At 70.5% G+C, this 20,855-nt stretch carries 23 protein-coding genes; 13 read left to right on the top strand and 10 right to left on the bottom strand.

Annotated features, from left to right (window positions below; translation table 11 throughout):
• Window positions 1-164: 164 nt before the first annotated feature.
• A complete protein-coding gene (mce, locus tag ACFV5H_RS12635; protein WP_385194490.1) occupies window positions 165-605 on the bottom strand; it encodes a methylmalonyl-CoA epimerase in 441 nt (146 codons plus the stop codon).
• 147 nt (window positions 606-752) lie between these two features.
• Here mce and ACFV5H_RS12640 point away from each other — a divergent pair, with 147 nt between their 5' ends.
• Complete coding sequence (locus ACFV5H_RS12640) at window positions 753-1,976, top strand: acetyl-CoA C-acetyltransferase (RefSeq protein WP_385047825.1); 1,224 nt, start codon at window positions 753-755, stop codon at window positions 1,974-1,976.
• 40 nt (window positions 1,977-2,016) lie between these two features.
• Window positions 2,017-2,991: a methylmalonyl Co-A mutase-associated GTPase MeaB gene (meaB, locus tag ACFV5H_RS12645; protein WP_385047828.1), complete on the top strand. Its 975-nt coding sequence runs from the start codon at window positions 2,017-2,019 to the stop codon at window positions 2,989-2,991.
• 128 nt (window positions 2,992-3,119) lie between these two features.
• Here the strand turns inward: meaB and ACFV5H_RS12650 are convergent, their stop codons facing one another.
• The gene (locus tag ACFV5H_RS12650) at window positions 3,120-3,782 is read right to left on the bottom strand and encodes a PepSY domain-containing protein (protein ID WP_385194493.1); all 663 of its coding nucleotides are present in this window, start codon (window positions 3,780-3,782) and stop codon (window positions 3,120-3,122) included.
• A gap of 115 nt (window positions 3,783-3,897) precedes the next feature.
• Between ACFV5H_RS12650 and ACFV5H_RS12655 the strand changes: the two genes are divergently transcribed.
• The gene (locus ACFV5H_RS12655) at window positions 3,898-4,617 is read left to right on the top strand and encodes a response regulator transcription factor (RefSeq protein WP_385047834.1); all 720 of its coding nucleotides are present in this window, start codon (window positions 3,898-3,900) and stop codon (window positions 4,615-4,617) included.
• Window positions 4,614-6,041 (top strand): sensor histidine kinase, encoded by a 1,428-nt coding sequence (locus ACFV5H_RS12660; protein ID WP_385194495.1) that lies wholly within the window; start codon window positions 4,614-4,616, stop codon window positions 6,039-6,041. The genes ACFV5H_RS12655 and ACFV5H_RS12660 overlap by 4 nt, the downstream gene beginning before the upstream one ends.
• 12 nt (window positions 6,042-6,053) lie before the next feature.
• Here ACFV5H_RS12660 and ACFV5H_RS12665 read toward each other — a convergent pair whose 3' ends face one another.
• The 4 genes from ACFV5H_RS12665 to ACFV5H_RS12680 all read right to left on the bottom strand — a co-directional run bounded on the left by ACFV5H_RS12665 (window position 6,054) and on the right by ACFV5H_RS12680 (window position 8,685).
• On the bottom strand, window positions 6,054-6,530 hold the full coding sequence (locus ACFV5H_RS12665; RefSeq protein WP_385047840.1) for a MarR family winged helix-turn-helix transcriptional regulator: 477 nt from the start codon (window positions 6,528-6,530) through the stop codon (window positions 6,054-6,056).
• A 97-nt stretch (window positions 6,531-6,627) separates the two neighbouring features.
• Window positions 6,628-7,404, bottom strand: coding sequence for an AIM24 family protein (locus ACFV5H_RS12670; RefSeq protein WP_385194497.1), 777 nt, complete (start codon window positions 7,402-7,404; stop codon window positions 6,628-6,630).
• Window positions 7,401-8,051, bottom strand: coding sequence for an AIM24 family protein (locus ACFV5H_RS12675; protein ID WP_385194500.1), 651 nt, complete (start codon window positions 8,049-8,051; stop codon window positions 7,401-7,403). Before ACFV5H_RS12675 ends, ACFV5H_RS12670 begins: the two co-directional genes overlap by 4 nt.
• A gap of 1 nt (window position 8,052) precedes the next feature.
• The gene (locus tag ACFV5H_RS12680) at window positions 8,053-8,685 is read right to left on the bottom strand and encodes an AIM24 family protein (protein WP_385047863.1); all 633 of its coding nucleotides are present in this window, start codon (window positions 8,683-8,685) and stop codon (window positions 8,053-8,055) included.
• 205 nt (window positions 8,686-8,890) lie between these two features.
• Here ACFV5H_RS12680 and ACFV5H_RS12685 point away from each other — a divergent pair, with 205 nt between their 5' ends.
• The 5 genes from ACFV5H_RS12685 (at window position 8,891) to ACFV5H_RS12705 (ending at window position 12,263) form a co-directional block, all read left to right on the top strand.
• On the top strand, window positions 8,891-9,235 hold the full coding sequence (locus ACFV5H_RS12685; protein WP_383351596.1) for a DUF3817 domain-containing protein: 345 nt from the start codon (window positions 8,891-8,893) through the stop codon (window positions 9,233-9,235).
• Window positions 9,232-9,534: an MTH1187 family thiamine-binding protein gene (locus ACFV5H_RS12690; protein WP_385194503.1), complete on the top strand. Its 303-nt coding sequence runs from the start codon at window positions 9,232-9,234 to the stop codon at window positions 9,532-9,534. Before ACFV5H_RS12685 ends, ACFV5H_RS12690 begins: the two co-directional genes overlap by 4 nt.
• Before the next feature lie 63 nt (window positions 9,535-9,597).
• Window positions 9,598-10,107: a MarR family winged helix-turn-helix transcriptional regulator gene (locus ACFV5H_RS12695; protein ID WP_385194505.1), complete on the top strand. Its 510-nt coding sequence runs from the start codon at window positions 9,598-9,600 to the stop codon at window positions 10,105-10,107.
• 43 nt (window positions 10,108-10,150) lie between these two features.
• Window positions 10,151-10,483, top strand: a complete 333-nt coding sequence (locus ACFV5H_RS12700; RefSeq protein WP_385047858.1) for a DUF3817 domain-containing protein — start codon at window positions 10,151-10,153, stop codon at window positions 10,481-10,483.
• A 79-nt stretch (window positions 10,484-10,562) separates the two neighbouring features.
• Window positions 10,563-12,263: a methylmalonyl-CoA mutase gene (locus ACFV5H_RS12705; protein WP_385194508.1), complete on the top strand. Its 1,701-nt coding sequence runs from the start codon at window positions 10,563-10,565 to the stop codon at window positions 12,261-12,263.
• A gap of 173 nt (window positions 12,264-12,436) precedes the next feature.
• Here ACFV5H_RS12705 and ACFV5H_RS12710 read toward each other — a convergent pair whose 3' ends face one another.
• From ACFV5H_RS12710 to ACFV5H_RS12725, 4 genes are all read right to left on the bottom strand, one after another.
• On the bottom strand, window positions 12,437-13,789 hold the full coding sequence (locus tag ACFV5H_RS12710) for a hypothetical protein (RefSeq protein WP_385057604.1): 1,353 nt from the start codon (window positions 13,787-13,789) through the stop codon (window positions 12,437-12,439).
• A 408-nt stretch (window positions 13,790-14,197) separates the two neighbouring features.
• A complete protein-coding gene (locus tag ACFV5H_RS12715; RefSeq protein WP_385057606.1) occupies window positions 14,198-14,632 on the bottom strand; it encodes a VOC family protein in 435 nt (144 codons plus the stop codon).
• Between the two features lie 99 nt (window positions 14,633-14,731).
• A complete protein-coding gene (locus ACFV5H_RS12720) occupies window positions 14,732-15,544 on the bottom strand; it encodes an SAM-dependent methyltransferase (protein ID WP_385194510.1) in 813 nt (270 codons plus the stop codon).
• A 111-nt stretch (window positions 15,545-15,655) separates the two neighbouring features.
• Window positions 15,656-16,276 carry a TetR/AcrR family transcriptional regulator gene (locus tag ACFV5H_RS12725; RefSeq protein WP_385057609.1) on the bottom strand — a complete coding sequence of 207 codons (621 nt, stop codon included), beginning with the start codon at window positions 16,274-16,276 and terminating at the stop codon, window positions 15,656-15,658.
• 235 nt (window positions 16,277-16,511) lie between these two features.
• Between ACFV5H_RS12725 and ACFV5H_RS12730 the strand changes: the two genes are divergently transcribed.
• From ACFV5H_RS12730 to ACFV5H_RS12745, 4 genes are all read left to right on the top strand, one after another.
• Window positions 16,512-17,489: a tetratricopeptide repeat protein gene (locus tag ACFV5H_RS12730; protein ID WP_385057611.1), complete on the top strand. Its 978-nt coding sequence runs from the start codon at window positions 16,512-16,514 to the stop codon at window positions 17,487-17,489.
• A 656-nt stretch (window positions 17,490-18,145) separates the two neighbouring features.
• Window positions 18,146-18,784, top strand: a complete 639-nt coding sequence (locus tag ACFV5H_RS12735; protein ID WP_385057613.1) for a DUF6230 family protein — start codon at window positions 18,146-18,148, stop codon at window positions 18,782-18,784.
• A gap of 186 nt (window positions 18,785-18,970) precedes the next feature.
• The gene (locus ACFV5H_RS12740) at window positions 18,971-19,546 is read left to right on the top strand and encodes a DUF6114 domain-containing protein (RefSeq protein WP_385057615.1); all 576 of its coding nucleotides are present in this window, start codon (window positions 18,971-18,973) and stop codon (window positions 19,544-19,546) included.
• On the top strand, window positions 19,536-20,837 hold the full coding sequence (locus ACFV5H_RS12745) for a hypothetical protein (RefSeq protein WP_385194513.1): 1,302 nt from the start codon (window positions 19,536-19,538) through the stop codon (window positions 20,835-20,837). Before ACFV5H_RS12740 ends, ACFV5H_RS12745 begins: the two co-directional genes overlap by 11 nt.
• Window positions 20,838-20,855 lie beyond the last annotated feature (18 nt).

The raw sequence follows: 20,855 nt of genomic DNA on the forward strand, positions 1-20,855 counted from the left end.
GTTGTCGTCGGTAGCCAACGCTCCGCGTTGACTCCCTCCTCCGCCTTGCAGCTGCACGCACCAGGCCCCGCTCCCTGATCCGGCCTGATCCAAACGAAAGGACCATGGTCACCACGCATCGAGCGGCGACCAGACCCAACCCTACCGGCCCTTATGTACGTGGGTCAGTGCCCGGACGACTCAACGGGCGCCGAAGTGACCAGTTCTGTCAGTACGCCGTGGCAGTCCTTGGGGTGCAGGAAGGTGATTCGTGACCCCATGGAGCCGCGCCGGGGCTCTTCGTACAGAACGCGTACGCCCTTCTCCTTGATGTCCGCGGCCTCCGCGTCCACATCCGCCGTACCGAAAGCGATGTGGTGGACGCCCTCGCCGTTCTTCGCCAGCCACTTGGCGACGGTGGAGTCCTCCCGGGTCGGCTCCAGGAGCTGCAGGTAGGAGGCCCCGCCGTCGGAGGTGTCGTTGATCTTGAGCATGGCCTCGCGCACGCCCTGCTCCTCGTTGACCTCGGAGTGGAACACCTCGAAGCCGTACGTGGCCCGGTAGAACTCGACAGTCCTGTCGAGGTCGAAACAGGCGATCCCGATGTGGTCGATTCGCGTCAGCATGGATTCAGTGCAGCGTTCCCGCGATGGTTACGCAACGTGCGCGCGATCACACCGAAAGGGCGATGACGTGGTCCACCGCACGTCAGTACATTCGAAGTAAACCCTCGTTCACTCCTCGGCTGTGCAGCCGGAAGGGGATCGCAGCTCATGTCTTCCGAAACTTCCGCACCATCCGCAACGAACGGCACGACCTCCGTCATCGTCGCGGGCGCCCGCACCCCCATGGGTCGGCTGCTCGGCTCACTCAAGTCCTTCTCCGGAGCCGACCTCGGCGGCTTCGCGATCAAGGCCGCCCTCGACCGTGCGGGGATCGGCGGCGACCAGGTCCAGTACGTGATCATGGGCCAGGTGCTCCAGGCCGGGGCGGGGCAGATCCCGGCCCGCCAGGCCGCCGTCAAGGCCGGCATCCCGATGAACGTCCCGGCGCTCACCGTCAACAAGGTGTGCCTCTCCGGCCTCGACGCCATCGCGCTCGCGGACCAGCTGATCCGCGCCGGCGAGTTCGACGTGATCGTCGCCGGCGGCCAGGAGTCCATGACCAACGCCCCGCACCTGCTCCCGAAGTCCCGCGAGGGCTTCAAGTACGGCGCGGTGCAGATGCTCGACGCCATGGCGTACGACGGTCTGACCGACTCCTTCGAGAACATCGCCATGGGCGAGTCCACGGAGAAGCACAACACCCGCCTCGGCATCGCCCGCCCCGAGCAGGACGAGATCGCCGCCCTGTCCCACCAGCGGGCCGCCGCCGCGCAGAAGAACGGCGTCTACGAGGCCGAGATCACCCCGGTCGAGATCCCGCAGCGCAAGGGCGACCCGGTCCTGTTCAGCAAGGACGAGGGCATCCGCGGCGACACCACGGTCGAGTCGCTCGGCAAGCTGCGCCCGGCCTTCTCGAAGGACGGCACGATCACCGCGGGCACCTCCTCGCAGATCTCGGACGGCGCGGCGGCCGTGGTCGTGATGAGCAAGGCCAAGGCGCAGGAGCTGGGCCTGGACTGGATCGCCGAGATCGGCGCCCACGGCAACGTGGCCGGTCCGGACAACTCCCTCCAGTCGCAGCCGTCCAACGCGATCCGGCACGCCCTGAAGAAGGAGGGCCTGGAGGTTTCCGACCTCGACCTCATCGAGATCAACGAGGCCTTCGCGGCGGTCGCCGTGCAGTCAATGAAGGACCTGGGCGTTTCCACCGAAAAGGTGAACGTCAACGGCGGCGCCATCGCGCTGGGTCACCCGATCGGGATGTCCGGCGCCCGGCTCGTACTGCACCTGGCGCTGGAGCTGAAGCGGCGCGGCGGCGGCGTCGGCGCGGCGGCGCTGTGCGGCGGTGGCGGCCAGGGCGACGCGCTGATCGTGCGGGTCCCCAAGGCCTGAGCCGGGTTTTGCCGATTTCCCTCTCGTGAACGGAGCTGTGATGCAGGACGTCTCCTCGCTGGTCGCCCAGGCCAGGGAAGGCAGGCCACGGGCCGTGGCCCGGCTGATCTCCCTGGTGGAGGGGGCGTCCCCGCAGCTCAGGGAGGTCATGGCGGCCCTGGCGCCGCTGACCGGGAACGCGTACGTGGTCGGCCTGACCGGCTCCCCGGGCGTGGGCAAGTCCACCTCGACCTCGGCCCTGGTGACCGCGTACCGCAAACAGGGCAAGCGGGTCGGCGTCCTTGCGGTGGACCCCTCCTCGCCCTTCTCCGGAGGCGCCCTGCTCGGCGACCGCGTCCGCATGTCGGAGCACGCCTCCGACCCGGGCGTCTACATCCGCTCGATGGCCACGCGAGGCCACCTGGGCGGCCTCGCGTGGTCGGCCCCGCAGGCCATCCGCGTCCTGGACGCGGCCGGCTGCGACGTGATCCTGGTCGAGACGGTGGGCGTGGGACAGTCGGAGGTGGAGATCGCCTCCCAGGCCGACACGTCGGTGGTGCTCCTGGCTCCCGGCATGGGCGACGGCATCCAGGCGGCCAAGGCCGGAATCCTGGAGATCGGCGACGTCTACGTCGTCAACAAGGCCGACCGCGACGGCGCCGACGCCACCGCCCGCGAGCTGAACCACATGCTGGGCCTGGGCGAGTCCCGGGCCCCCGGCGACTGGCGTCCCCCGATCGTGAAGACGGTCGCCGCGCGGGGCGAGGGTGTCGACGAGGTCGTCGAGGCCCTGGAGAAGCACCGGGCCTGGATGGAGGAGGGGGGCGTCCTGACGGAGCGCCGCCTGGCCCGTGCCTCCCGCGAGGTCGAGACCATCGCGGTGACGGCCCTGCGCGAACGCATCGGCGACCTCCACGGCGACCGCCGCCTGGACGCGCTGGCGGAACGCATCATCGCGGGCGAGCTGGACCCGTACCGAGCGGCGGACGAACTGGTGGAGGGCCTGACCACAACCAGCCCGTCCGGCACCGACTAACCCGTCCGACACAGACCAGCCCGTCCGGCGTTTGAGGACGAGGCCCGTTCAGGGCCGAAAAAAAAGGGGGGTCCGGGGGCGCAGCCCCCGGGGAACGGGACGGGAAGGGGCGGCGGGGGCGAAAACAATCAGTCGTCGTCGGAGTTGCCACCGTCGTCGTCACGGTCCGCCGTGACCTTCCCGCCGCTCGGATCGACCCGCCAGTCCCGCTCACCCCCGCCGGAGGCGCGGGTCTCGGTCTCCCACCCCTTGTCATCGTCGTCGTCCAGCTCCACCGACGTCACCGTCCCCTTGGCGGCAGCCGCCTTCGCGGCCTCCTCGGCCGTCACCGACGCGCCCTTCAGCGCGGTCCGCACCTCATCGGCGTCGTCCTCGTCGTCCTCCGAGGCGCCCAGGACCTTCCCGCTGCCCGGGTCGACCCGCACGCTGTGCCAGGTGTCCCCGCCACCGAGGACGTCGACCTCCCAGACCGCCTTGCCGCCGTCGTCGTCATCGTCGTCCAGCTCGGCGGAGACGGCCGCGCCCGGTGTGTGCTTCAACGCGGCGGCGATGGCGTCGGCGGCGGTCACGTCACCGGAGACGACACGCTCACCACGGTCGTCGTCGCGGTCGTCCCGCCCGTCGTCGTCACGGGCGTCGTCCTCCCGCCCGTCGTCGTCCCCCACCCGCTTCTCCGTCTGCGCCACCGACGCCGCCCCGTCGTCGTCCCCCGAGACCGCGAGGGCCGTGGCCGTACCGCCCCCGACCAGGGCCGCGGCCGCGACGACGGCGATCACGATGTTGCGCTTCATGGTGTTTCCTCCCGAGTCGGTTCGTTCTCGACGTCTTCAATCTCGCCGACCGACGCTGAGGGGAACCTGAAACCGCCTGAAGGGATCTTCAGGTTCGCTTTGCGACCCTTGACCCATGCGCCCGCCCGTCTCCCACCACCACCCTGCCGGAGGCGCTTCGCGCCGCCCCTTTCGACTCCTGATCGTCGAGGACGAGAAACGCCTCGCCCTCTCCCTCGCCAGGGGCCTCACCGCCGAGGGCTACGCCGTGGACGTCGTCCACGACGGCCGGGAGGGCCTGCACCGGGCCACGGAGGGGACGTACGACCTGCTCGTCCTCGACATCATGCTGCCCGGCCTGAACGGCTACCGGGTCTGCGCCGCCCTGCGCGCAGCGGGCCACGACGTGCCGATCCTGATGCTCACGGCGAAGGACGGCGAGTACGACGAGGCCGAGGGCCTCGACACCGGCGCCGACGACTACCTCACCAAGCCGTTCTCGTACGTCGTCCTCGTCGCCAGGATCAAGGCGCTGCTGCGCCGCCGGCCGGCCGGCGGGGCCTCCCCGGTCCATGTGCACGGCGACCTCAAGGTGGACACCGCCGCCCGCAGGGTCTTCCTGGGCGAGGACGAAGTGACCCTGACCGCCAAGGAGTTCTCGGTCCTCGAACACCTGGTGCTGCGGGCCGGCGAGGTGGTCTCCAAGGCCGACATCCTCGAACACGTCTGGGACTTCGCCTACGAGGGCGACCCCAACATCGTCGAGGTCTACATCAGCGCCCTGCGCCGCAAACTGCGCGCCGGTCTCATCCGCACCGTGCGCGGCGCCGGTTACCGCCTGGAGACGGCGCCGTGAGCCGCCTGTTCGGCTCGGTCCGCGCACGGGCGACGCTCGGCGCCACCCTCGTGGTCGCGGTCGCCCTCGTCGCGGCCGGCACCGCCGTACTGCTGTCGCTGCGCTCCAACCTGATCGGCGAGGCCGGCACCCGGGCGGAACGCTCCGCGCGGGCGGTCGCCTCCGAACTCGCCGCCCGGACCCCGTACGACAAACTGTCCGGGCTGGACGGAGACGACAGCCCGGTGCAGATCGTCGACGAGGACGGGAGGCTGGTCGCGGCCTCCGAGGACCTGCGACGGATCACCGGTACGGCGACGACCGACGTGACCCCGCAGTCGCCGGAGCCGGACGGCGACGACGACTCCGGCGACGACTCGGACGACTCGGACGACGATTCCGGTGAGGCCCTCGCCCCCGGCGGGATCGCCGCCGAGACCACCTTCAGCAACGGCTCCGCCACCGTCGACGGCGACACCGAGGACTACCGCTTCGCCGCCGTGGAGGTGGAGACCGACGGCCGGGGCCGCCTCACCGTCCACGCGGGCGCCCCCCTCGCCGCCGAGCACAGCGCCGTACGGACCGCGCTGACCGTGATGCTCATCGGCTTCCCGCTGCTCCTGGCGGTCGTCGGTGCGGTGACCTGGCTGGTCACCGGCCGGGCGCTGCGTCCGGTGGAGGGCATCCGGAGCGAGATGGCAGCGATCACCGCCTCCGAGGACCTCGCCCGCCGCGTCCCCGAACCGGCGACCCACGACGAGATCGCCCGTCTCGCCCGCACCACCAACGAAACACTGGCCGCGCTGGAGGCGTCCGTGGAGCGGCAGCGGAGGTTCGTCGCCGACGCCTCGCACGAGCTGCGCAGCCCGATCGCGTCCCTGCGCACCCAGTTGGAGGTGGCCGCCGCCCATCCCGAGCTGCTCGACCTGGACGGCGCCGTCGAGGACACCGTGCGGCTCCAGCACCTCGCCGCCGACCTGCTGCTGCTCGCCCGCCTTGACGCGGGGGAGCGGCCCGCCGACGCCCGGGTCGACCTGTCCGCACTGGCCCGCGAGGAGACCGCGGGCCGTACGGGCGTGACGGTGGACGCGGAACCGGCGGAGGTCACCGGATCCCGGGGGCAGCTGGCGCGAGTGCTCGCCAATCTGCTGGACAACGCCCGGCGGCACGCCCGCGAGCGGGTCATCGTGACCGTACGGCGGGAGGGCGACCGGGCGGTCCTGGGGGTGGCCGACGACGGCGAGGGTGTGGCCGAGGCCGACCGGGAACGGATCTTCGAGCGGTTCGTACGGCTGGACACCGCCCGCAGCCGCGACGACGGCGGCGCGGGGCTGGGCCTGGCGATCGCGCGTGATGTCGCCGTACGGCACGGCGGGACGCTCACGGCGTCCGCGGCGCCGACCGGCGGAGCCCTCTTCGAACTCCGCCTGCCGCTCGCCCGCTGAGCCCGAGGACCGTCAGTGACGCCCCCGCTGCCCCCGCAGATGCTCGGCGATGGGCTTGAGGGCCTTGTCGAGCTCGATGAGGGCCTCGGGGGAGAGCAGGTCGATGAAGTGCCGGCGCACGGACGCCACATGATGCGGCGCGACCTTCTGCATGGTCTCCATGCCGTGGTCGGTGAGGACCGCGTACAGCCCGCGGCGGTCGGACTCGCAGTTCTCCCGCCGGACCAGGTCCGCGTTCTCCATGCGGGTGATCTGGTGCGAGAGGCGGCTCTTGGACTGCATGGTGGCGGAGGCGAGGTCGCTCATCCGCATCCGCCGGTCCTCCGACTCGGACAGATTCACCAGGATCTCGTAGTCGTTCATCGTCAGGCCGAACGGCTGCAGATCCTTCTCGAGCTGGTACGTCAACAGCCTGTTGACCTCCAGGTGGGTGCGCCAGGCGCACTGCTCCGCATTGGTCAGCCAGCGGGTGGCCGTCTCGGTCTCCATGAATGAAGTCTACCTAAGAAAGTTGAATGGCGAACTAATAAGGCTTCCGTGTGACACCGTGCGCAGGCGTTCGATGTCACACCCCGCACACTACCGCTCACAGCCCGAAGCGACGCTGGAGGTCTCCCAGCTGTCCGGGAAGACGCGGTGCGCCCGCCCCCTGCCCGTGGCCACCCGCGCCCCCGCCCCCGGGCACTCCCGGCTCGTGGGGAGTCACCCCCGTGGCCTGCTCCGCCATCAACGTCTCGGACGACTGGAGCAGTACCGTGCCCGCCCCCACGAACTCGAACTGGTGCTCCTCGCCGGAGGCCCCGCCCAGGCCCGTCATCGCACGTAGGCCGCCCATCAGGCCGGTCATGTAGCCATGGTCGTAGTGGTGGCACGGAGAGGGGCAGTCCGCCCATCCGACCAGCGCCTGCGGATCCACCCGGATGGGGGGCTCCATGAACACCACCGGACCGTTGGAGGCGGCCACGAACTTCCCGGTTCCGATCAGCGTCAGAAAACCCGGCACGATCGACTGCTTGAGCGCGAGACTTGGCTGAAAAGCGAGAAGGTTGCCCGAGCGAATGGTCAGATTGCCGTCGTCCAAGTCGTACGAATTCACGTCGAAGGCCCGGTCGGCGAGGAGCATCTTGCCCGAGCCCTCCGCCACGACCCAGTCGCTCGCGTGCAGTGGCGAATGGAACGACGTACGGACGAGTCGGTCGAGTCGCCCGTGCCCGATCCCGTTGAACTCGATCGAACCGTAGTAGGCGATCATCTTCCCCTTCTGCATGAACCACTGGGTGCCCTTGAGCTCCACGCAGAAGGTGTAGTGATCGACGTTGTCGTCGGACGGCAGTGTCGCCGGGTCGTGGACGGTGTTGCTCACAGCTTCTCCTCCGACGCCTGGACGTACACGGCACCGCTGCCGCTCAGCTCCAACTGGAACGCCTCGCCGGAACCCCGGCCCACCATGTCCCGCCAGCCGAGAGCGGTCGACAGCTTGTTGCGGACGTCGCCGTGGTGGGCGACGTAGGCCTGCGGGTCGACGCGCACCGGCCGTTGCGGGGTGATCGGGATCTCGATCACCCCTCCGTGGGCCATCACGGCGACCGCGCCGTGCCCCTTGAGCGAGGTCGTGAACAGCCCCTGCCCGGAGACCTGCCCCCGGACCATGCCCATCACCCCGCCCTGCGAGCCGAGGAACACCGTCCCCTGCTCCAGCGTGCCCTCGAAGGCCAGCAGCCGGTCGGCCTCGACGTACAGCGTGTCGCCGGCGAGATTGATCACCTGGATGTGGTGGCCGCCGTGCCCGAACAGGACGGTGCCGCTGCCCTCGACGGTCATCAGCGGCGTGTCCTCGTTCGCCACCCGCCGCCCGATCATCGACATCACCCCGCCCTGACCGCCGGCCGTGTTCGGGGTGAAGCCGACCTCCCCCTTGTACGCGAGCATCGCGCCGCGCTGACTGAACAGCCGCTGACCGGGCGACACGGTCGCCTCGATCATCTTCGAGTTGATCTCCCGGAAGCCCATGTCAGACGTCCCCCGCGATCGTGTTCCGCTCACTGGGCTGCACGTAGACCAGCCCGTCGCCCTCGAACCGGATCTGGAAGGCCTCGCCGCCGCCCTCTCCCATCAGCGTGCGGAAGGTCACACCCGACTGGAAGGACTGCCGCAGGTTCCCCTGGTGGGCCACATAGGCGCCGGGGTCGACCGTCAGCGGGTACTGCGGGCTGACCCGGAGCAGCACCGCCGGCCCGTCCGACATGATCGCCGCCTGGCCGTGCCCCTCGACCGTGGTCGTGAACAGCCCGTTGCCCTGCGAGGCCCCGCGCATCCCCGTGAAACTCGTCCCCGTGCGCAGCCCTCCGTCCGTCGCCAGCAGATTGCTGGACTCCACGTACAGCTTGTCGCCCTGCAGACCCACCAGGTTGATCTCGGAGGCCCGGTCCGCGAAAAAGCAGGTCCCGTGCCCCTTCACCTCCATCAGTGTCATCTGCTCGCCCGTGAGCCTGCGGGTCACCATCCCCCTCAGCCCCTCACCACCACCGCTGAGCTTCTTGAAGGCCATCTCACCGTCGTACGCGACCATGGAGCCGTTCTTCGCCTTCACGGCATCCCCGGTCATGTCGACGGCGAGCACCTTGCTGCTCTGAAGTCGGAACATCGCCACGCCTGCGACGGTAGCCGCACCTTCGCCCCCGCCGACAGATCCCGAGGGTGGAGTCGCACCCTGACCGGCCCCTTACGGGATGCGCGGACCCCCTCCGGTGATCACGGACGGCGTTTGCCACAATGGCGGGACGCTTGTGCGTGCGTTCACAAGCCGTCCGACCCGTCAACGCCGACGTCTCTCCCACCGAAGGTGACCCGTGGACATCAAGACCGCCTCCGCCCTCCGCCGCCTCCGCCTGGTCTCGGGCCCCGAAGCGATCTCGTTCCTGCTGCTGCTCGTCTGCTCGGTCCTGAAGCGGACGACCGACTTCAACGCCGTCCCGGTGATGGGCGCGGTCCACGGCTTCCTCTTCGTCCTCTACGTGCTCTTCTGGGCCGACGCCTGGAACCGCGCCAAGTGGTCGCTGGGGACCGCCGCCTTCTACTTCCTGATGTCGGTCCTGCCCACCGGCGGCTTCTTCGCCGACCGCCGCCTCAAGCGCGAGGCCGAGGACGCGGTGATCGCCTCCCGCGCCCGCAACGAAGGCGTCGTGAACGCATGATCGTCGCCTTCTCCGTGACACCGCTGGGCGTCGGCGAGGACGTGGGGGAATACGTCGCCGACGCCGTGCGGGTGGTCCGCGAATCCGGCCTCCCGAACCGCACCGACGCGATGTTCACCTCGGTCGAGGGGGAGTGGGACGAGGTCATGGACGTGGTGAAGCGCGCCGTGGCCGCGGTGGAGGCACGCGCACCGCGCGTCTCCCTGGTCCTCAAGGCGGACATCCGCCCGGGTGTGGAGGACGGCCTCACGTCCAAGGTGGAGACCGTCGAAAGACATCTGGCGCGAGGTGACGCCTGACCGACGGGACCGATGAGTGAGACAGGGCTGACCGACATATGACCGGCCGGTAGGGTCTGGTCCGTGCCGAAGCCGCTCAGTCTCTCGTTCGATCCCATCGCCCGCGCCGACGAGCTCTGGAAGCAGCGCTGGGGAAACGTGCCGTCGATGGCCGCGATCACCTCGATCATGCGGGCGCAGCAGATCCTGCTGGCCGAGGTGGACGCGGTCGTCAAGCCGTACGGGCTCACGTTCGCGCGGTACGAGGCGCTGGTGCTGCTGACCTTCTCCAAGTCGGGCGAGCTGCCGATGTCCAAGATCGGCGAGCGGCTCATGGTGCACCCCACGTCGGTGACGAACACCGTGGACCGCCTGGTGCGCTCGGGCCTGGTCGCCAAGCGCCCCAACCCCAACGACGGCCGCGGCACCCTCGCGACCATCACCGACAAGGGCCGCGAGGTGGTCGAGTCCGCCACCCGCGACCTGATGGCCATGGACTTCGGCCTGAGCGCGTACGACGCCGAGGAGTGCGGCGAACTCTTCGCGATGCTCCGGCCGCTGCGGCTGGCGGCGGGGGACTTCGAGGGCGAGTGACCCCGGGCAGGATCTCCCGGAACGGCCCGTTACGCTCGACTCCATGAAGAAGAGCGTGCTGACCCGCTACCGGATCATGGCCTACGTCACCGGTGTTCTCCTCGTCGCGCTGACCCTCGGCATGATCGGCAAGTACGTGCTCGACATGGGTGGCGCGGCCGACTTCACGCAGGTGGTCAGCATCGCCCACGGATGGCTGTACGTCGTCTACCTGATCTTCGCCTTCGACCTGGGTTCCAAGGCGAAGTGGCCGGTCAAGAAGCAGCTGTGGGTGCTGCTCGCCGGGACCGTCCCCACCGCCGCGTTCTTCGTGGAGCGCAGGATCAGCCGTGAGCTGGAGGGCAAGGTCGCGGACGAGGCCCCCGCGGTCGCGTAGCGCGTCCCACCGCCGTACGGAGCAGCGTGCGGCGGTCTCCCATCGACATTTACTTGGACGTCCTAGTAAATTCGAGGGTATGGACGCTGACGCCATCGAGGAGGGCCGCCGACGCTGGCAGGCCCGGTACGACGCCGCTCGCAAGCGCGACGCGGATTTCACCACGCTCTCCGGCGATCCCGTGGAGCCGGTGTACGGGCCCCGGACCGGGGACGGCTACGAGGGGTTCGAGCGGATCGGCTGGCCGGGGGAGTACCCGTTCACCCGCGGGCTGTATCCGACCGGCTACCGGGGGCGTACGTGGACCATCCGGCAGTTCGCCGGGTTCGGGAACGCGGAGCAGACCAACGAGCGGTACAAGATGATCCTCGGCAACGGCGGGGGCGGGCTCTCCGTCGCCTTCGACATGCCGACGCTCATGGGCCGTGACTCCGACGACCCGCGCTCCCTGGGCGAGGTCGGCCACTGCGGGGTGGCGATCGACTCGGCCGCCGACATGGAGGTCCTGTTCCGGGACATCCCGCTCGGGGACGTGACGACCTCCATGACGATCAGCGGGCCCGCCGTGCCCGTCTTCTGCATGTACCTCGTCGCCGCCGAGCGCCAGGGCGTCGACCCCGGCGTGCTCAACGGCACGCTGCAGACGGACATCTTCAAGGAGTACATCGCGCAGAAGGAGTGGCTCTTCCAGCCCGAGCCCCATCTGCGCCTCATCGGCGACCTGATGGAGCACTGCGCGGCCGGCATCCCCGCCTACAAGCCGCTCTCCGTCTCCGGCTACCACATCCGCGAGGCCGGGGCGACGGCCGCGCAGGAGCTGGCGTACACGCTCGCGGACGGCTTCGGGTACGTGGAGCTGGGGCTCAGCCGCGGCCTCGACGTCGACGTGTTCGCGCCCGGGCTCTCCTTCTTCTTCGACGCGCACGTCGACTTCTTCGAGGAGATCGCCAAGTTCCGCGCGGCCCGGCGGATCTGGGCGCGCTGGATGCGGGACGTCTACGGCGCGCAGAGCGACAAGGCGCAGTGGCTGCGCTTCCACACCCAGACCGCCGGTGTCTCGCTGACCGCGCAGCAGCCGTACAACAACGTCGTACGGACCGCCGTGGAAGCCCTGGCCGCCGTGCTCGGCGGGACCAACTCCCTCCACACCAACGCCCTCGACGAGACCCTCGCACTGCCCAGCGAGCAGGCCGCCGAGATCGCCCTGCGCACCCAGCAGGTGCTGATGGAGGAGACCGGCGTCGGCAACGTCGCCGATCCGCTGGGCGGTTCCTGGTACGTCGAGCAGCTCACCGACCGCATCGAGGCGGACGCCGAGAAGATCTTCGAGCAGATCAAGGAACGGGGCCTGCGGGCCCACCCGGACGGGCGGCACCCGATCGGGCCGATCACCTCCGGCATCCTGCGCGGCATCGAGGACGGCTGGTTCACCGGCGAGATCGCCGAGTCGGCGTTCCGCTACCAGCAGGCGCTGGAGAAGGGCGACAAGCGGGTCGTCGGTGTCAACGTCCACACCGGGTCCGTCACCGGAGACCTGGAGATCCTGCGCGTCAGCCACGAGGTGGAGCGCGAGCAGGTGCGGCTCCTCGGCGAGCGCAAGGCCGCCCGCGACGACGCGAAGGTGCGCGGCGCGCTCGACGCCATGATCGCGGCCGCCCGCTCCGGCGCCAACATGATCGAGCCGATGCTCGACGCCGTACGCGCGGAGGCGACGCTCGGCGAGATCTGCGGTGTCCTGCGGGACGAGTGGGGCGTGTACACGGAGCCCGCCGGGTTCTAGACCCGACGCCACTCCGTCACGACGGCGGGGGCGGCCGCCCCCGCCGTCGTAACGCCGGTCGGAGGTGTTCCGGGCGGGGAGCCGGTGGCCTGCGCCGAGAGCGCGCAGAGGGGAGATCGCCGTGGCCCGCGGTCCTGATCAGGGCCACGGCGACGTCCGTGCCGGAGGCCGGGTCAGCGGCGGGTGATCTCCACGGTCACCTCGGCGGAGGCCGCGGTGTGCCAGGGGTCACCGGCGTACGTCACTTCGTACCTCGCCTGACCGAGCCTGGTCGGCGTGTCGGTCACGGTGAAGGTGCCGTCGGCCGCCACCGTGACGGTGCCCAGCGAGGTGCCTTCCGGAGCGGCGGCGTCGTAGCGCTTCACCGCGACGGTGGTGCCGGGAGCGAAGCCGGCCGCCGGAGCCAGGGTGCCGGTGACGGTCAGTTCCCGGTACCTCCTGCTGGTCGGGGGCGCCTCGAGGGCGAGGGTGGTCTGCACGGTGGTGGCGACCTGCCGTGCGTGGAACCGGAGTCCCATGACACCGGTCTGCTGTGTCACGGCGAAGACCCGGCTCCCGTCCGGCGCCCAGGCCAGCCCCTCGGGCACCAGGCTCTCGGTGTCACCGCCCAGCTCGACCGTGGTCAGCGGAGCGGGAGCGCCCGGCGCGTAGAAGGACAGGTCCGGCACGTCGGCGCTGTTGTTGGAGGTTCCTCCGGCCACCGTGCCGTCGGGTGCGACGGCGACGGCCAGGGGAGAGGGCGAAGCCGCGGGGGCTCCCTGGTCCGAGAGGTCGTCGAGGCGGAAGGTCTGGTAGCCGGACGAGATGAGGGCGGCCACGACGACGCTCCGGCCGTCGGGTGTCACGTCCAGGTCCCGCAGACCGTTCATCTCCGTCCCGGAGAAGACCCGCCGGGCGGTCACCTCGGGTGATCCGCCGCCCACGTCGTACACGGTGAGGGTGTTGACGTTGGGGTTGTTCGTGCCGACCACCAGCACGTCGGGGTCGGTGGGGGAGGCGACGAGGTCCGCTCCCCCGTCCAGCGAGGCGTCCAGGCCGAGCTCGATCACCGGTTCGGCACCGGACACGTCGACCGACCCGAGGTCCCCGGTGATGCCGTATCCGAACCACAGCTTCCCGCCCGCGAAAGCCAGGCTCCACGGGGCGGTGTCCTCGCCCACGAAGTACCGTGCGGTCTCCGTCAGTGTCGCGGTGTCGTACGCGACGATGGTGTCGATGTCCCGCGCGGCCACGTAGAGGGTCCGGGAGTCGGGCGAGAGGGCCAGCCCGCCGGCGCCCGGCAGGCCGCCCAGCCAGGTGCTGTTCCCGCCGTCGTAGTCCGTCACCGCGACCCGGCCGTCCGCTCCCGCGGGCATGCTGAGGAAGACCCTCTGGTTGCTCCCGTCGACCTCCATGTCGGCGAGGGAGTACAACGGCAGCGGCACGCCGCCCGCCGCGAACGCCGGGGCGGCTCCCGGAACGGTCAGCAGCAGCGAACCGAGGGCTGCGGTGAGCGTGGTGCCCAGCGCCCGTCTGAGTATGCGCAAGGTAGTGCCCTTCTGTGTCCCATGAATCACGTCGGCACACCGGTTGGACGACCGGAGGGGACGGCGCGGGGCGCCGCCCGCCAGGATTCTGCGGCGCGGAGTCCCTTGAATCACGTCGGCGCACCGGTTGGACGACCGGAGGGGGCGGCGCTGGGCGCCGTCCGCCAGGATCCCGCGACGCGGAGCAAGGAATTCGGAACTCCGTGTCCGCGGCTCGACGCGCGTCCCCGACCGGTTCCGCGCGTGCCGCGGTGATCCGGCCCGCAGGGCGGGGCGGTACGGAACCCGTGACCGGTGCCGATGAGCGGCGAGTGGGTCCCCCGGCCGGCCTCCGCCCCACCGGGCACAGCCCGCCGGCCGGGGCGCCGCAGCACGGGAGACGGCTCCCCACCCCGTCCCGGGAGACGCTCAGTCGAGACAGAACTCGTTGCCCTCGATGTCCTGCATCGGGATGCACGACTCGTTGTCCTCATCGGCGTACAGCGTCTGTACATGTACCGCGCCGAGCGCGACCAGCCGCGCGCACTCGGCCTCGAGCGTGGCGAGGCGCTTCTCGCCCACGAGTCCGGTACCGGCCCGCACGTCGAGGTGCACCCGGTTCTTGGCGGTCTTGCCCTCGGGGACGCGCTGGAAGTACAGGCGTGGGCCCACACCTGTGGGGTCGACGCAGGCGAACCACGAATCCCGCTGCTCGGAGGGCTGCGACTGCTTGTAGTCGTCCCACGTGGCGAACCCCTCCGGCGGAGGCGGTACGACGTACCCCAACACCTCGCACCAGAAACGGGCGAGGCGCTCGGGCTCAGCGCAGTCGAAGGTGACCTGGAACTTCTTGACCGATGTCATCGGGGCACCGTAGCAAGGGCTTTGCCGCTTGTTCCCCGGTGGGGATCCGGCGGTCGGCGGGGCCCGCTCGGCATGAGCGGGCCTTTCCGCGCGACCGTGTCACGGCTTGCGGGCCACCGCCCCGTACAGGGAGATCACGGCGTGCTCGTCGACCGTCTCCCCGTCCGCGAGTTCGGGGTGCCAGTCGGTCAGCTGGACCAGGCCCGGATCCACCGGCTCCAGGCCCTCGAAGAAGCGGGCGATCTCCGCACGGCTGCGCGGCGCGAGCGTGACGCCGCCCGCCTTGTACATCTCGACCCCGCGGCCGACCGCCTCGGGGTCGAAGTCGGCGGTGAGCTGCGACAGGACCAGGTAGCTGCCGGAGGGCAGCGCCCCGACGAGCCGCGCCACCAGCCCGTACGGGTCGTCCTCGTCGCCGAGGAAGTGCGTCAGCGCGACGAGGGACAACGCCACCGGCCGCTCGAAGTCCAGCTTCTCGCGGGCCTGTTCCAGGATGCGGGCGGGCTCGCGCACATCGGCCTGGACGTAGTCGGTGACGCCCTCGGGGGTGCTGCGCAGCAGCGCCTCGGCGTGCTTCAGGACGATCGGGTCGTTGTCCGTGTAGACCACGCGGGACTCGGGCGCGATGCCCTGGGCCACCTGGTGCAGATTGGGCTCGGTGGGGATGCCGGTGCCGATGTCCAGGTACTGGCGGACGCCCGCCTCACCGGCCAGCCACCGGGTGACCCGCTGCATGAACCAGCGGTTGGTGCGGGCGATGTGCCGGGCCGTGCCGTCGACGCCCATGATCTGCCGGCCCAGTTCCTCGTCGACCGGGTAGTTGTCCTTGCCGCCGAGGAACCAGTCGTAGACCCGGGCCGGGTGCGGCCTGGAGGTGTCGATCCGTGCGGCGGCGGGTCCGGTCCCGGTCATGTGCGCCTCCCTGGCTGCTCGGCGTCCCGCACGTTCCGGTGCGGCGTGATCATCGATCCTCGCAGCGCGCCGGGGGCGGTGACAGGCGACTACCGGCCGACCGTGGCCGGTTCAGGGCCCCGCGGCGGCGAGGCCCGACAGCAGGACCCGGGTGAAGCCGTGCACCCACTCCGCGTCGGCCGGTTCCGCGCTCACCAGGGTGCGGTGCACCACCGCGCCGGCCACCATGTCGAAGATCAGGTCGACCGTGCGGGCCGCCTCGCCGGCGTCGGGCTCCGGCGGCAGCTCGCCTCGCGCCTGCGCCCGCGCCCGGCCGGCGAGGACGAGACGCTTCTGCCGGTCCACGATCGAGGCGCGGATGCGCTCGCGCAGGGCGTCGTCGCGGGTGGACTCCGCCACCACCGCCATCAGGCCGTTCCTGGCCTCGGGGCGGGCCAGGATCGCGGCGAACTGGAGCACCACGCCCTCGATGTCGGCGGCCAGGGAGCCGCGGTCGGGCAGGGTCAGCTCGTCGAAGAGTTCCGCGACGGCGTCCACGACCAGTTCGTTCTTGCCCGCCCAGCGCCGGTAGAGGGTGGTCTTGGCGACCCCGGCGCGGACCGCCACGTCTCCCAAGGTGAGTTTGGACCAGCCCAGTTCGACCAGGGCCGCACGGGTCGCGGCCAGGATCGCGGCATCCGCGGCGGCGCTGCGCGGGCGCCCGGTGCGACTGGCTGGGGTGCGGCTCTGCATGGTCCGACGATAACGGCGGATTCCGTGCGGTCGCGCGTGAGGGAGATCACCGGGGCACCCTGTTCAGCGAGCCCCGGTCGGTATTACGCTACGACTCGTAGCGAAAGCGCGCGTGACCGGCGTGCCCGAGCGACGACCACCGGCGCGGGGTGGGGACCCGGCGTCAACAGCACACGTACGCCTGGCTTTCCCGGGCGTTTTCACACACACGCGGAGTACGGGGGAGGATAGACGCATGCAGCCACGGAACATGTCCATGAGCGGAGTCGTCGACCTCGCCGCGGTGAAGGCGGCCCAGGAGGCCAAGGCGAAGGCGGAGCAGGCGCGCGCGGAAGCGGCCCGGCAGGGCGGCGGGGGTGCGATCTCCCCGGCCGATCTCGTCATCGACGTCGACGAGGCCGGCTTCGAGCGTGACGTCCTGCAGCGGTCCACCGAGGTCCCGGTCGTCATCGACTTCTGGGCCGAGTGGTGCGAGCCCTGCAAGCAGCTGAGCCCGCTCCTCGAGCGGCTCACCGTCGAGTACAACGGGCGCATCCTGCTCGCCAAGATCGACGTCGACGCCAACCAGATGCTGATGCAGCAGTTCGGGATCCAGGGGATCCCGGCGGTCTTCGCGGTGGTGGCCGGGCAGGCGCTGCCGCTCTTCCAGGGGGCCGCGGGCGAGGCGCAGATCCGCCAGACCCTGGACCAGCTGGTGCAGGTCGGCGAGCAGCGCTTCGGTCTGACCGGCCTCGCCGTCGACCCCGACGCCGAGCCGGGCGGCGGCGCGCAGGCGGCCCCGGTCGAGGCCGTCGGTCCGTACGACGCCCTGCTGGAGGCCGCCGTCCAGGCTCTGGACAGCGGTGACCTCGGCGGTGCCGTCCAGGCGTACAAGAACGTGCTCGCCGACGACCCGACCAACCCCGAGGCCACGCTGGGTCTCGCCCAGGCCGAACTGCTCCAGCGGGTGCAGGGCCTGGACCCGCAGCAGGTGCGCAAGGACGCCGCGGAGAAGCCGGGGGACGCCGCCGCGCAGATCGCCGCCGCCGACCTGGACCTGGTGGGCGGTCATGTCGAGGACGCCTTCGGCCGGCTCATCGAGACGGTGGCGCGCACCGCGGGCGACGACCGCGATGCCGTACGGGTGCGGCTGCTGGAGCTGTTCGAGGTGGTCGGCGCCGACGACCCGCGGGTGATCGCCGCGCGCCGGGCGCTGGCGCGGGCCCTGTTCTGAACCACCCGGGCGCCGCTGCCCGATTCCGGTCGGTTTGCCGGGGGTTCGGGCGTGTGGGGTTCGAGTTGCCGAACGGATCATGGATGCCGGTGCGGCCGCGCTTTGCCAAAACTTGGTAATCGCGGCCGCTGTTACTGCGAGTAAGTCGCGGGCGTGGATCTGTCGGACTCTGTCCATCAATCAACGGTTTTGTACGGCACTTGTGGTGAACCCAGCGTCGCCGTGCGGCGCCGTCGGGTCGTTGCGGGGTTACCCGGCCGTTACTAGCGAGTAACGAACCCCCTTGTGTCGGCGGCGAGAATGGACCACGATCGGCGACGCTCGGTCCATTACCCGTATCCCGACAGCCGGTCGGGGCGCGGGAACTCCTGGGTCCCCACCGAGCAGAACCGGCGGCAGTGACGCCGGTTCTCGGACAGGGGGGTCTTCGCCCACCCGGTGAAGCCTGTCCAGCAGGGTTGTGCGTGATGCGTGTCAGGCGCGACCAGTGGTTGTCGCTCGGGGGTGATCGCCGGTGATCGGGCACGTCGTACGTGTCGTCGAGCTCGGGCGCTCTCCTTCCCGAGGACGTAGCACTTCTCCCATCTCTGCCCGGCCGGGCCGCCGTTCATGGCGACGGGTCGGGGCAGGAGATGTACGTCCGAGAAGGAGGAAATATGGAGTCCCAGGTGCGTGGCGGGACCAGATGGAAGCGGTTCGCTGTGGTCATGGTGCCCAGCGTGCTCGCGACGGCGGCGGTGGGTGTCGGCCTGGCGCAGGGCGCGCTCGCGGCGTCGTTCAGCGTGTCCGGCCAGCAGTTCAAGGTGACGGCCGGTCACCTGCACGGTGAGGGTTTCGCCCAGTACGGCGGCATCGACACCGTCTACACGTCGACCGACGGTGACAAGAAGACTCAGGTCCCGGTCGCCATCTCGTCGTTCAAGGACGCCGAGATCACCAAGATGTGCCAGTCGGTGGCGACGAAGATCCCCGTCATCAACAAGACGATCTACCTTCGTCTTGACGCGGGCAGGGACAAGCCGGTCACGGCCAAGAACCTCTACATCGACGTCGCCCAGCTCGACGCCGATGCGACGTTCACCAACATCGACATCGGCGTGGCGGTCCAGGACCAGAACCGCGGTCCTGACATCAAGAAGGGCGACAGCGTGCTGCCGGGCGGCTTCGCCCAGCAGGCCGAGTCGGCCGACCTCTACGGCGTCGAGCAGACGGCGTGGGCGACCACGGCCGGCACGTTCACGCTGAACGGCCTGTCGATGCGTCTCGGTACGGACGCCAAGATGGAGTGCTACTAGACGGCCTCCGTCACCGGGGTGTTCCGGGGTAGCTGAGCTGCCTCGGGGGCGGGGAGGCCATCGCTTCTCCGCCCCACCGCCCGGCCGGTCCGCGTGCCGGGCCACCTCACAGACCCACACTTCCGGCTTCTGCGCGCCTACGGCCGAGCCGGTACGTACTTCCACCGGACCCAGGGAGCTTTTTCCATGAGTGCCGAGACTCCGGTCCAGAGCACCGGGACCTTCACCCGGCTGCGACTGCGCTTCCGCGGCTGGCGGGGCACCCGGCCGTTCTGGGCCGGTCTGTTCACGCTGCTGGGCGGCATACCCATCGCGTACTTCCCCTACGCCACGCTCAAGCTGGGCCACATGTCGCTCGCCATGGCGACGACGGCCGGCGCCGGATCGCTGATCATCGGCGTGCTGCTGGTCACGCTGGGCCTGACGATGTGGTTCCAGGCGGCGACCCGTGTCTTCGCCGGTGTCGCATCGATCCTGCTGGCCCTCGTGTCGCTGGTGATCTCCAACATAGGCGGCTTCCTGATCGGCTTCCTGCTCGCGCTGATCGGCGGTGCGCTCGCCCTCTCCTGGGCGCCGGGCGAGCCCCCGGTCGAGGCGGCGGGGGAGCACGACGGCGCCGACGCGCCCACGGGTGAGGCGGCGCCGGACACCACGCCCCACGACCCCGCCGTGGCACCGCAGTTCCCGGCCGTTTCCTTCGAGAAGGGGGAAGACGGTGAGGCGGACGGCGTCCGGGCCGCAGGGGGGCACCGTGTCGGCTGACGAGGTGCGCGGACCGCGTCACGCGGCCCCGAAGAAGCCGCTGTTCACCAGGTTCCACGTGCCGAGCGGCAAGGCGATCGCCCTGGCGGCGATGCCCACGGCGGTCCTCATGGGGATGGGGTTCACGCCGACGCTGGCCCTCGCCGACGGCAACGACGGGGCGCCGACGGCGAACAGCCTGACCGTCGACGAGTACCAGGCCTGCCTGGAGATCGTCGAGAACGCCGAGAAGGACGACGCCTCCGCGTCGCCCACACCGTCCGCGTCGGCGAGCGGGAGCGCGTCCGCGGACGAGGAGCCCTCGGCGGAGACCTCCGGCGAGCAGCAGGCCCCCGAGGCGGACAAGGGCACTGACAAGGACACGTCCTCTTCGTCGGATTCAGGTTCCGACGACAAGGACGAGCCGGCGCCCGCCCCCTCGGCCTCCGCCTCCGCCGCCGAGGACACGGCCGAGCCCGAGCCCGAGCCGGAGCCCTCGGAGACCGACCGCAACCTCCTTGAGGGCCTCGGAGACGCCCTCAAGGACGTCTTCACCCCGAAGGAGAAGGAGGCCGAGGCGAGCCCCACCCCGTCCGCCTCCGCCACGGAGGACGCGGCGAAGGACGCGGCCGAAACCGCCGAGGAGACCACCGAGAAGGTCACCGAAGCGGCGAAGGACACCACCGAGGACACCACCGAGGACACCGGCGACAAGGCCTCGGAGACCGCCGAGGACACCAAGGAGACGGCCGGGGAAGCCACCGGGGAGGCCACCGAGACCCCCGAGGCCACCGCCTCTCCCAGCCCCTCCGAGTCGGCCACGGTCGACCCCGAGGACTGCCCGATCGCCACCGACGCCGAGGGCGGCGTCGACAACGAGCTCCTGCTGCCCGACGACCCCTGGACCCTCAACGCCAGCTCGCTGCTGCTGAAGGGCGCCTCGTACGAGGGCATCGTCGAGGTGCGGACGGCGAGCGGCGGCACCAAGAGGGTGCTGAAGTACGTCATCTCCGACGGCACCGACATCGGGGACCTGCACCAGACGGTCAAGGACGAGCAGTCCGGCGCGACCCACCACGTGCAGGCGGCCAAGGGGTCGACGTCCACCATCCGTGACGGCGACACCGTGATGTACACCGAGAGCATCTCCGGCAACCTGCTCGGCCTGATCCCGGTCACGTTCGACCCGGAGAACCCGCCGCCGCTCGACATCCCGCTGATCTACTTCACCAAGGTGACGGTGAAGCAGGCCGGCCAGTTCGGCGGCACCCTGCACGTCCCCGGGCTCCAGCAGTACATCACCACCGGCTGAACGCCACCAGGCCCCCCC

Origin of the sequence: Streptomyces sp. NPDC059787 (assembly GCF_042732315.1) — a bacterium.
In the GTDB taxonomy this organism is placed as follows: Bacteria; Actinomycetota; Actinomycetes; order Streptomycetales; family Streptomycetaceae; genus Streptomyces; species Streptomyces atrovirens.